General features: G+C 48.7%; 16 protein-coding genes. 11 read left to right on the top strand and 5 right to left on the bottom strand.

Annotated features, from left to right (window positions below; genetic code table 11):
- Positions 1 to 6 precede the first annotated feature (6 nt).
- Positions 7 to 555, bottom strand: a complete 549-nt coding sequence (locus tca_RS03305) for a helix-turn-helix domain-containing protein (RefSeq protein WP_115892222.1) — start codon at positions 553 to 555, stop codon at positions 7 to 9.
- A 134-nt stretch (positions 556 to 689) separates the two neighbouring features.
- Between tca_RS03305 and tca_RS03300 the strand changes: the two genes are divergently transcribed.
- Together tca_RS03300 and tca_RS03295 are read left to right on the top strand one after the other, a co-directional pair.
- Complete coding sequence (locus tca_RS03300) at positions 690 to 1,172, top strand: adenosine-specific kinase (RefSeq protein WP_286709137.1); 483 nt, start codon at positions 690 to 692, stop codon at positions 1,170 to 1,172.
- A 303-nt stretch (positions 1,173 to 1,475) separates the two neighbouring features.
- Complete coding sequence (locus tca_RS03295) at positions 1,476 to 1,802, top strand: hypothetical protein (protein ID WP_048060881.1); 327 nt, start codon at positions 1,476 to 1,478, stop codon at positions 1,800 to 1,802.
- 46 nt (positions 1,803 to 1,848) lie between these two features.
- On the opposite strand, the gene afpA is transcribed toward tca_RS03295, so the two are convergent.
- The 4 genes from afpA to tca_RS03275 all read right to left on the bottom strand — a co-directional run bounded on the left by afpA (position 1,849) and on the right by tca_RS03275 (position 4,992).
- A complete protein-coding gene (gene afpA / locus tca_RS03290; RefSeq protein ID WP_010876336.1) occupies positions 1,849 to 2,421 on the bottom strand; it encodes an archaeoflavoprotein AfpA in 573 nt (190 codons plus the stop codon).
- A gap of 140 nt (positions 2,422 to 2,561) precedes the next feature.
- The gene (locus tag tca_RS03285; RefSeq protein WP_010876335.1) at positions 2,562 to 3,224 is read right to left on the bottom strand and encodes an ABC transporter ATP-binding protein; all 663 of its coding nucleotides are present in this window, start codon (positions 3,222 to 3,224) and stop codon (positions 2,562 to 2,564) included.
- Between the two features lie 8 nt (positions 3,225 to 3,232).
- Entirely contained in the window at positions 3,233 to 4,345 is a 1,113-nt protein-coding gene (locus tag tca_RS03280; RefSeq protein WP_010876334.1) for an ABC transporter permease, read from the bottom strand.
- Positions 4,346 to 4,593: 248 nt separating this feature from the next.
- The gene (locus tca_RS03275) at positions 4,594 to 4,992 is read right to left on the bottom strand and encodes a hypothetical protein (protein ID WP_231855353.1); all 399 of its coding nucleotides are present in this window, start codon (positions 4,990 to 4,992) and stop codon (positions 4,594 to 4,596) included.
- A gap of 226 nt (positions 4,993 to 5,218) precedes the next feature.
- On the opposite strand from tca_RS03275, the gene tca_RS03270 reads away from it, so the two are divergent.
- The 9 genes from tca_RS03270 (at position 5,219) to tca_RS03230 (ending at position 10,886) form a co-directional block, all read left to right on the top strand.
- Positions 5,219 to 5,647, top strand: a complete 429-nt coding sequence (locus tca_RS03270; RefSeq protein ID WP_048060880.1) for an NfeD family protein — start codon at positions 5,219 to 5,221, stop codon at positions 5,645 to 5,647.
- A complete protein-coding gene (locus tca_RS03265; protein WP_286709136.1) occupies positions 5,644 to 6,600 on the top strand; it encodes an SPFH domain-containing protein in 957 nt (318 codons plus the stop codon). Before tca_RS03270 ends, tca_RS03265 begins: the two co-directional genes overlap by 4 nt.
- Before the next feature lie 166 nt (positions 6,601 to 6,766).
- On the top strand, positions 6,767 to 7,090 hold the full coding sequence (locus tca_RS03260; RefSeq protein WP_048060879.1) for a carboxymuconolactone decarboxylase family protein: 324 nt from the start codon (positions 6,767 to 6,769) through the stop codon (positions 7,088 to 7,090).
- A gap of 172 nt (positions 7,091 to 7,262) precedes the next feature.
- Positions 7,263 to 7,802, top strand: a complete 540-nt coding sequence (locus tca_RS03255; RefSeq protein ID WP_084126327.1) for a 50S ribosomal protein L15e — start codon at positions 7,263 to 7,265, stop codon at positions 7,800 to 7,802.
- A 34-nt stretch (positions 7,803 to 7,836) separates the two neighbouring features.
- Positions 7,837 to 8,244, top strand: coding sequence for an RNA-binding protein (locus tca_RS03250; protein WP_048061237.1), 408 nt, complete (start codon positions 7,837 to 7,839; stop codon positions 8,242 to 8,244).
- Positions 8,245 to 8,264: 20 nt separating this feature from the next.
- Positions 8,265 to 8,981: a ribonuclease P protein component 3 gene (gene rnp3, locus tca_RS03245; protein WP_286709135.1), complete on the top strand. Its 717-nt coding sequence runs from the start codon at positions 8,265 to 8,267 to the stop codon at positions 8,979 to 8,981.
- Between the two features lie 16 nt (positions 8,982 to 8,997).
- On the top strand, positions 8,998 to 9,372 hold the full coding sequence (gene rnp2 / locus tca_RS03240) for a ribonuclease P protein component 2 (RefSeq protein ID WP_010876326.1): 375 nt from the start codon (positions 8,998 to 9,000) through the stop codon (positions 9,370 to 9,372).
- Between the two features lie 65 nt (positions 9,373 to 9,437).
- The gene (gene psmA, locus tca_RS03235; RefSeq protein WP_010876325.1) at positions 9,438 to 10,184 is read left to right on the top strand and encodes an archaeal proteasome endopeptidase complex subunit alpha; all 747 of its coding nucleotides are present in this window, start codon (positions 9,438 to 9,440) and stop codon (positions 10,182 to 10,184) included.
- A 3-nt stretch (positions 10,185 to 10,187) separates the two neighbouring features.
- Entirely contained in the window at positions 10,188 to 10,886 is a 699-nt protein-coding gene (locus tca_RS03230) for a ribosome assembly factor SBDS (protein WP_010876324.1), read from the top strand.
- The last annotated feature ends 30 nt before the right edge of the window (positions 10,887 to 10,916 follow it).

Genomic DNA, 10,916 nt, shown 5'->3' with positions numbered 1-10,916 from the left:
ACACCTCTACATTATTATTGCCAGGAACCTTGCCTCTTTGCCGTCAAGGGCCTCCATGGCGTGTTCATAGGATGAGTCAAAGAATATGGAGTCCCCCTCGTTGAGTATTATCTCATTGTCGTGTATGTAGAACTTTATGCGCCCCTCAAGGACGTAGTTGAATTCCTGGCCAGGGTGGCTGTTGGTTTTTGGTTTCTCCTCCCGGGGTTCGACTGTGACTATGAAGGGTTCAGCCTTCTTGTGTATGAACTTCTCTGCAAGGTTCTCATAGCGGTACTGTTTTCTTCTTTCAACCTCCACACCCTTGCCCTTCCTGGTTACGGTGAAGATGTGCATGCGGGTCTCCTCTCCTGTGAGGAGCAGTCCCATGTCCACACCCAGCCTGTGGGCTATCTCGAAGAGTATGCTTGCAGGGATATCATCCTCTCCTGTCTCATAGCGGCGGTACGTTTCAACGTCGATTTTCAGGTAATCGGCCATTTCTTCTTCCGTGATTTCTGAGAGTTCCCTGAGTTCCCTTACACGGGAACCTATCTCCTTGCTTTTCTCTTTCATGATTACACCTCATCAGTGTCAGGAAAAATTAATAATGATTATTAATGATAAATGTCTCTTCCCTTAATAAAGTTTCTCATCTTAAATGTTTAAGTTCCACATAATTAAATATGTATCTAGGGAGGGTCTTTCCAATGGAGTTAAAGAAGGTTAAGATAGAGTCCCGGGAGGATATCAACCTCATACTGGGACAGAGCCACTTCATAAAGACGGTCGAGGACATCTATGAGGCAATTGTGAACACGGTTCCCCAGGCGAAATTTGGGATCGCATTTGCTGAGGCATCAGGGGACTGCCTGGTGAGGCGCGCGGGAAATGATGAGGAGCTCGAGGAACTGGCTGCAGAGACCATGCTTGAGATTGCAGCAGGACACTCCTTCATAGTGTTCCTGAAGGATGCATTCCCGATAAACGTCCTACAGCGCATAAAGGACGTCCCTGAGGTTGTCAACATCTACTGTGCAACAGCGAATCCAGTTGAGGTTATCATAGCGGAGACGGATCAGGGCAGGGGTATTCTGGGCGTCATTGATGGTAACAGTCCCGGCGAGGTAGAGGGTGATGAGGATATAGCTGCAAGGAAGAAATTCCTCCGTGTTATAGGTTACAAGTTTTAGAGGGATCTTCACATTCTTTTGAAGCTGAGGGTTCGTCCTTCAGTCTCTCTTTTCAGTTGACATCACTGGCTGGGCCCTGACAGGTTCTATGTTCAGTGGGCACCGTGGACATGTGTGCTATGTTCATTGTTCTTCAGCTGTTTTTTATCCCTCAGATACGCTGGGGCACCGTGGACATATGTTCATGGGGTATTGGGTCTTCATGCCATGCCTGTCCTCCAGACACCGCAGAGTTATGTTTTATGTTCACTGAACACCACATATATTAAACAGAACAGCCAATATTTTAATGGTGATTGTATAATGTCCGACAAAGTTGTTTTTGTTAAGGAGAGCGGGAACAGGAACAGAGGGGAGAATGTTTTTGAAATAAATCAGACCCGGGTGAGGATGAAGGAGAAACAGAAGGGCACACTGTCAATAACATTTGAAAGTCCGGATAAGGGGGACATAGACGCTGCCATGGCCTTCTTTGAGTCAATGACGGATATGGAACCACTCACAATGGACATTGCAGATACTGGTGAGATAAGGGCCTACTTCAAGGGCACAGCACCCTTCAGTCAGATGGAAGAGGAAGGTATGACGGTCTACACCTACGGTGTGACCATCCAGGAACTGCAGGAATAATCCCTCATTTTTATTTTTTTGGGTGAGGGTCTCTAAATTCAGGAACCTACTGATCCTTGGGGTATGTCCACTCCTCAAATATCTTGTATATCTTCTGTGGGTCACTGAAGACCTCTGTCCTATCCATCTTTGATATCTTCTTCACGTGCTCAACATCCTCCTTTGTTATCCGCAGTTCCAGTTTTTTACCGTTGGGGAGTGTTGTTACTACCTTCCCCTCACTGTAGTCAGATGGCATGATGTAGACAGGTACTGAGGCCTTCTGTGCCATTATAACGGCGTTGGTCACGAGTGTATCCCCTATCCTCAGGGATATCTTGGCGGTGCTGTTGGATGTGCACGGCGCAACAAGTATGAAGTCATACTTTCCCAGCTGGACCTGACCTGCAAGGAATGGCGAATTTGCGTTTATTTCAACCCATTTCCTGTCAAAGCTTGTCTCCAGGTCCCTGTAGAGTCCATAGTACTTCACAACCTGGTCCCCTGCCTTCGATATGAAGACGTCTATTTTAACACGGTCCCCGTATATCTTCTTAACATCCTTCATTATGGCGTAGGTTTCCGTCAGTTTCTCCCCGGCCCCGGTTATGCACCAGGCCACGCTGAGTTTTTCTGTCATGTACAGTACTATGTTGGAAGTTATTAATCAAAATTTGGGTGTTGGTGTGATCAGCTACTGCATGAGGCCTGTTATTACAGGTGATGGGGCTTCAGAAGAAAGAGGTATCTGCCCCCTCAACAGAGGTCCAGGGCAGGTATTCAATACCCGTCGTCCACAATAACGCCATCCAGTATCCTGATGGTCCTTGAGGCCATGGCAGCCACGTCTGGTTCATGGGTCACAACAACCAGGGTCACCCCCTCGTCCTCCTGGAGCTCCCTCAGCTTTCTGAGGACTCTCTGGCTGGTCCTTGAATCAAGGGACCCTGTTGGCTCATCTGCAAGTATTATGGATGGATCATTGGCGAGGGCACGTGCAATGGCAACCCTCTGGCGTTCACCACCAGATAGTTCCGTGGGCTTCCTGTGGGCCTTATCAGCGAGATCAACATATTCAAGGAGCTCCATGGCACGTTCCTCCATGTTCTCATGTTTAACCGCAAACATGGGTATCTCCACGTTCTCAAGGGCCGTAAGGTTGGGTATGAGGTTGTGCAGCTGGAACACGAAACCTATCTCCTCGGCCCTCAGCCGGCTAAGATCCCTTTCCCTTGAGAGGTCCCTGCCGGCTACACAGATCGTGCCGGAGTCAGGAACGTCAAGGGCGCCTATCATGTTAAGGAGGGTTGATTTACCGGAACCTGATGGTCCCATTATTGATATGAACTCTCCACCATCGACCTCAAGGTTGACCCCGTTAAGGGCCCTTATCCTCCCGCTATCAAAACTCTTTCTGAGGTCCCTGACTTCTATGGCCTTCATGCTATCACCTACTCGTACCTGAGGGCCTCGGTGGGGGCAAGCCTTGAGGCCCGGTAGGCAGGGTAGAGCCCTCCTAGTATACCCACTGTGAATGCCACCGCAAAGGCCCTCATGAAGATTTCAGGACTGTAGACTGGCTCTATGAATCCCTTCATCCCGAGGGCGAGGAGGACCTGTATCGCTGCGACTCCGAGCACTGAACCAGCAGCACCCGCAATGGCGGTGAGGACCACAGATTCTCCAAGGATCATGGCGAGTATCCTCCTGTCCCTCCAGCCAACAGCCTTGAGAACTCCGATCTCCCTTGTCCTCTCAAAAACGGACATTATCATGGTATTTATTACTCCTATACCTCCTATTATTATGGCGAGGAGTGAAATGGCCCATGTAGCAGTGTCGATGGTCTGAAGTCCCTGGTCGACGCTCTGGAGGTCCTCCAGGGAGGCTATGGTTGTGAGGTCACTGTACCTCTTCTCGATTCTATCGGTGACATCCTCCACAGCTGAATTTCGGGTCATTTTCACATATATCATGGTGAGCTTGCCCTCCTTATCCTCTATCCTCTGGAGTTTCTTAAGTGAGATGAACGCACCTGAGTCCTGCTGCATATCACCTGACTCGAATATGCCCACGACCCTGTACTCACGGTTCTTTATCTTTATGGTGTCACCGACTTTCTTTCCATGGTTCTCAGATGCAACCTTGCCCATTATGACCTCATCTGCATCAGGGTCCTGGAGTGTTCTCCCCTCTGTTATCTTTATCTGGCTCATATTGATCTTCGCAGGGTCTATACCTATTAAAACGAAGTAGGGGTTGTCATCCAGCGGCTGGACCGCCATGAGGATCCCCACAGCGTCCTCCACCCCGCTCACATTCCTGACCCTATCAACGTATTCCTCATCTATCTTGCTAAAGAACATGTCCGAGACATTGGACTCCACTATGGTGAAGTCAGCGCCTCCGGCCTTCAGTGTGTCCTCTGTGGACGTCTTCAGACCCTCTGTTATAACGCCAAGGGTTACTATGGTTGCAATCCCTATTGCAATACCTGTAATTGCAAGGAGACTCCTTGCACGGCTTCTGAATGGATTCTTCAGAACGAGTGTTATGAACCTCATGGATGATTATATGATGGAGGTTCCTATTATAACTTAAGCCCTGTGGAAATCACATCTGATGGTAGCGGTTGACTTTTATGGATCTTTAACGGAATGGAGCATAAAGAGCAGAGATTGTCATTTTAACCAGCTTTTCATAGCCACTTAGAAAGGGAAGCTGAAGGACTGGAAAAGGAGAACACTTAGATTCTAATGAAGGACCTGAGAGTCATCTGGAGCTTAAAAATAATTTAATGAAAAAGGGAGTTTCAGGACATTTTACCTGCTTTGAGGACCTCAAACGCGTCAAGGTCAACTGAACCAATGGTGCTGTAGCATTCAGATTCAGGCATCTTCTCAAGGTCCTTCTGGCTTATGTACTTCATCCTGTCAAGGCCCCTGACAAAGTACCTGAACTGTGATCCGAGCCTCTCCCTGAGCCTGTAGCCCTTCCCGGTGTTTATGAACTGCCTGCGGTTCACCTCATATTCACCGGTGAGTTCATTTATTTTCCTCATCAGCTTCCTTGTGGGGTGCCTGTAGGTCCCTTCCTCCATGGCTATTACGATGTCCAGGGGGACACCGAGTTCGTCTGCAAGTTCCCTCTGGGTCTTACCGGTGTACACCCTGTAACCCAGAACCAGAAATTTGAGTTCATCTTCGATCATATGATCTCCACCTCCTTGAGGTAGAATATGGACACCACCCCTATAAATATCTTTCCAGAAAAAATTATTACAATAACTACAACAAACAGAATATAAATATTAATAAATTTATAAATTATATTACAAATTACTATATCCATGGTATCGACACATATATGATAATAACTGAGGGGAGCCATAGAAAATAATATAAACACTCAGTGAATTATGAAATGTGGTGGGTTTAATGGGACCGGAGTCATGGATAATAATAGCGGCCATATGCCTCATAGGTGAGATGCTCACAACGGGCTTCTTCCTCCTATGGTTTGCCTTTGGAGCACTGGCAGCAGCGGCCCTCGGATACCTTGGATTCGACACTACAGCGCAGTTCATAACATTCGCCGCTGTTTCAGTTGTCCTCCTTGGAGTTTCAAGGCCATTCGCAGCACGCATAACCGGCGAACCATCAAAAAAGGCAGTATCCGATAGACTGATAGGGAGAAAGGGAGTTGTGATGGAGGCAATCAGCCCCCAGAACTCTGGCCTCGTGAAGGTTGATGGTGAAACATGGAGGGCCACATCAGGCACAGTGCTTGATGTGGGTGAAGAGGTAAGTGTGAAGGCCATTGAGGGCGTTAAACTCGTTGTTGAAAAACTGGAGGAACAGAAATGATACTTGAGCTGATAATAGTACTGGTACTGCTTGTACTGGCATTCAAGAGCCTTAAGATACTCAGACCCTATGAGAAGGGTGTTGTCGAGAGGCTGGGTAAATACCAGAGGACCGTGGAGAGCGGACTCGTGGTCATAATACCATTCATAGAGGCCATAAAGAAGGTCGACATGAGGGAACAGGTGGTTGATGTCCCCCCACAGGAGGTCATAACCAAGGACAACACAGTTGTTGTGGTGGACTGCGTGATATTCTATGAGGTGGTTGACCCCTTCAACGCTGTCTACAACGTCGTTGACTTCTACCAGGCCATAACCAAACTTGCCCAGACCAACCTCAGGAACATAATAGGGGACCTTGAACTCGACCAGACCCTAACATCAAGGGAGATGATAAACACACAGCTACGTGAGGTGCTTGACGAGGCCACAGACAAGTGGGGGACCCGGGTCGTCCGTGTTGAGATACAGCGCATAGAGCCTCCGGGTGACATCGTTGAGGCCATGTCAAAGCAGATGAAGGCCGAACGTATGAAGAGGGCGGCTATCCTCGAGGCTGAGGGCTACAAGCAGTCAGAAATAAAGAGGGCTGAGGGTGATAAGCAGGCAGCCATCCTGGAGGCAGAGGGTAAGGCAGAGGCCATAAAGAAGGTCGCAGATGCCAACAAGTACAGGGAAATAGCCATAGCAGAGGGACAGGCCAAGGCCATACTGTCAGTTTTCAGGGCCATGCACGAGGGTGACCCGACAAATGATATAATAGCACTGAAGTACCTTGAGGCCCTTGAAAAGGTTGCAGATGGAAGGGCAACAAAGATTCTGCTACCCGTGGAGGCCACAGGCATACTTGGATCCATTGCAGGAATCTCAGAGATGCTCTCAGATCCCGAAGATAAAGGGGTTTCAGAGGTCGAGACAGAATCACAGCCGGCTGAAAAACCTGAAAAGCAGTGATTCATTTTTAATTACATTTTTTTGCCGTTTATTCTCCTCACCTTTTCTGTAAAAAGGCGCTATATTTTCATCCTTTAATGTGTTTATTCTCTGTAAAGCACCCAGATCAGGGCTCATGTTACTTATAAATATCGCCTTGAACATAATTAAAACGGAGGTGCTAAATATGAAAGAGGATGTTTTCTATGGGAAGGGCATGGTGCACGTGAAAGAGGACTACCCTGACATATATGAGGCAGTTGTTAAACTGAATGAGGCCGCCTACACCGGTAAGGTCCTTGATTACAGGACACAGAAACTCATAGCCCTCGGGATAACAGCAGCAAACTCCGATGACCGTGCAGTTAAAAAACAGATACAGAGTGCCATAAACGAGTTCGGAGTCACAAGGGATGAGATAGTTGATGTCCTGCGTGTTGTTCTCCTCACCTCAGGCAATCCACCCTTTGTCAAGGCTATGAGAATACTCTACGAGGTCCTCGAGGACTGAAACAACACCTTTGATTTTTCCATTAAACGGACCTTCAAAGACATTTCATTGATGTGACTGACAGTAAACTTTTTAAGTGATCACACCAGATGTAGTAGCACCTAAACCGCTATTTTTCAGGATACGTTCCCATGGATGTGGCGTAAAGCCGAACAGAATAGAGGTGTAAATGATGTACAGATACGTTAAAGATGCATGGAAGAATCCAAAGGACTCCTATGTAAGGGAGCTGATGTGGGAGAGGGCTCCGAAGTGGAGAAGGGATCCCGTAATCAAGAGGATAGAAAGACCAACCAGAATAGACCGTGCAAGGGCACTGGGTTACAGGGCAAAACCTGGATACATAGTTGTAAGGACACGTGTAAGGCGTGGAAGCCAGAGGAAAACCAGGTTCAAGGCAGGTAGAAGGCCCAAGAGGATGGGTGTGAAGAAGATAACCACCGCAAAGAGTATCAAGAGGATCGCAGAGGAGAGGGTTGCAAGAAAATACCCGAACATGGAGGTCCTCAACTCCTACTGGGTATGGGAAGATGGAAAATACAAGTTCTATGAGGTCATCCTCGTGGATCCAAACCACCCCGCAATCAAGAACGACCCCAAGATAAACTGGATCTGTGAAAAACAGCACAGGGGACGCGTCTTCAGGGGCCTCACAAGTGAAGGTAAAAAGAACAGGGGCCTCCGAAACAGGGGTAAAGGGGCTGAGAAGTAAGGTAAAGCCCCCCGTTAACTTTTTTTAGAGGGACATGATACACAACATCTCCTACCGCCTCATGGTATACGGTACAGAGGACGAGGAAAAGGTCATTGAGGCCCTTAGAAACGTAATCCCGGGGGCCACACCTGAAAGGGAGAGTGCCGAGGGCTACCATGGAAACCCCATAACGGTTCTCAGGGGAAGGCTGGACCGCAGAAGGGCACTCAGGGAATTCATGGAGAAATTCACAGAGGTCTTCAGGGGCCGCATGGACGAACTTGAGGACAGATTCGATGAGAACGGCAACCTTTTCCTTCGACTGGACAAGCAGAAGGCCCTTGAGGGGGTCTGGGAACCCGTGAGGCACGGTGATGCAATCCACCTGAAGATCAAGGTGGAGGCCTACCCCGCAAAGAGGGAAGTTGCGGTAGAGAACATCAGGAAGATACTTGAATGATTGATTCTCCAAAGGATCTGATGAAATTCTTTGACTTCCACATACAGGGCAGGGACCATGATTCCAGCCTGAGACTCCTCCTTGAGGCATCACGTCTCGGCTATCAGGGCGGAGTTCTGGTATACCCTTCTGATAGATACCCTGACCTCAAATCAGACCTTGAATCCCTCAGGGAGAATCCTGAACTCCAGGACTTTGAGATAGCCAGGGGTGTAATGATAAATGCATCTGACCCCCGTGATATGAGGAGATCAGTGAATAAATTCAGGAAAAAGGCTGACGTGATCTATGTCTCAGGGGGCAACCTCAAGGTTAACAGGGCCGCATGTGAGAGCAGGCGGGTTGATGTCCTCTCAGCACCCTACACTTCAAGGAGGGACCCTGGCATCAACCATGTCCTCGCAAGGGAGGCTGCAAGAAACAATGTGGCTGTTGAACTCCCCCTGGCGGATGTCATCGGGTCCTGGCTCAAGGTACGGGCAAGGGTCCTTGAACAGTTCAGGGAGATCCTGAAACTCCACAGAAAGTTCGGTTTTCCACTGCTCCTCACCAGCAGGGCCTCCTCCATATATGACCTGAGGACTCCCGGTGATATCATGAACCTCGCAGAATGCTTCGGTATGGAGGCCAATGAGGCAGAGGAATCCCTCACATCAACCCCCGCATCGATACTTGAGGACTCAGGGAAGCGTCACCTCCTGATTGCAGAGGGTGTGAGGCTCCTCCCTGAGAATTAAAGGTGAGTCCATGAGGATGAAGATACTGCCACCAACCCTGAGGGTCCCCAGGAGGTACATAGCCTTTGAGGTGATCAGTGAGAGGGAGCTCTCAAGGGAGGAACTTGTCTCCCTCATATGGGATAGCTGCCTCAAGCTGCATGGGGAATGTGAAACATCAAATTTCCGTTTATGGCTCATGAAGCTCTGGAGGTTCGATTTTCCAGACGCCGTCAGGGTGAGGGGCATACTCCAGTGCCAGAGGGGCTATGAGAGGAGGGTCATGATGGCCCTCACATGCGCCCACCACCACAGCGGGGTGAGGGTCGCCATCCACATCCTCGGCCTTTCAGGAACGATACGCTCGGCAACACAAAAGTTTATTAAACCTTCCAAGAAAGATAAATACTGATTAAAATCTTCATCACGTGACTCATGATTACATAAATTATCCATCAATAAAGAGAGGTTAGAAAAATGCAACCACTTCAGAGTGCAGGATATGATAGGGCCATCACAGTATTCAGCCCGGATGGCAGACTATTCCAGGTGGAATATGCGAGGGAAGCTGTTAAAAGAGGAACCACTTCTCTTGGAGTAAAATCAAAGGAAGGAATAGTTCTTGTTGTGGACAAGAGGCCCACAAGCAAGCTGGTTGAACCGAAATCCATAGAAAAGATCTTCCAGATAGATGAACACATCGGGGCTGCAACATCCGGACTGGTGGCGGATGCACGTGCAATAATTGAGAAGGCAAGGCTTGAGGCCCAGATAAACAGGATAACCTACAACGAACCAATAAGGGTTGAAAGCCTGGCCAAGAAGATATGTGACATGAAACAGATGTACACCCAGCATGGAGGTGTCAGGCCCTTTGGAACGGCCCTCATAATTGGTGGTGTCAATGGCAGGGGTTGCAGACTCTTTGAAACCGACCCGAGCGGTGCCCTCATAGAGTACAAGGCCACGGCCATAGGGGCTGGAAGGCCGGCGGCGATGGAGGAATTTGAGAAGAAGTACAGCGACGACATGAACCTCAATCAGGCCATAGAACTGGCACTTGACGCGGTTTATGAGGCCACTGAGGGTAAAACAACACCTGAAAGTGTTGAGATAGCTGTTATAGAAGCCGCAGATAAGAAATACAGAAGGCTTCCTGATGATGAGATCAGGGACCATGTTGAGGAGCTCCTGATCAGGAAGGAAAAGGAGGAAGAGGAGTAAAAAATGGTCAGCCTTGAAGATGCAGTTATCGCCCGGCTTGAATCCCATGGCGAGAGGTTCGAGGTCCTTGTGGACCCTGACCTGGCAGCTGAATTCCGCAGGGAAGACTCAGATGTAAGTGTGGAGGACGTCCTCGCGGTTCAGGAGGTCTTCAGGGACGCCAGGAAGGGTGATAAGGCATCTGAGGAGGCCATGAGGAAGGTCTTTGAAACAGCGGACCCACTTGAGGTAACACCAGTAATACTAAGAAGGGGGACAATACAGCTCACCGCAGAGCAGAGAAGGCAGATGATAGAGGATAAACGCCTGAAGATCATCAATAAAATTGCACGCGAGGCAATAAACCCCCAGAACGGACTTCCTCACCCTCCAAAGAGGATTGAAAAGGCCATGGAGGAAGCCAGGGTTCATGTTGATCCATTCAAGACCGTTGATGAGCAGGTCAACATCGTCCTGAAAGCCATCAGAACCAAGATTCCCATTAAATTTGAGAAGGTCAGGGTGGCCATCAAGATACCCGGTGAAAGGGCGGGGTCAGCCTACGGTGTAATATCAAATTTCGGGAAAATAACCAACGAGGAATGGCAGAACGACGGATCATGGATAGCAGTGGTTGAAATACCCGGAGGCCTTCAGGACAGCTTCTATCAGAAGCTCAGTGAACTCACAGGCGGTAACGTTGAAACCAGGCTAATAAAATAATCCTCCTCTCCTTTTAGCCTTCAAAAAACA

The sequence above is a fragment of the Methanothermobacter sp. EMTCatA1 genome (assembly GCF_002356395.1).
Lineage (GTDB): Archaea > Methanobacteriota > Methanobacteria > Methanobacteriales > Methanothermobacteraceae > Methanothermobacter > Methanothermobacter thermautotrophicus.
The sequence above is the reverse complement of the archived record's forward strand: the minus strand, read 5'-3'. Positions and strand labels throughout refer to the sequence as shown.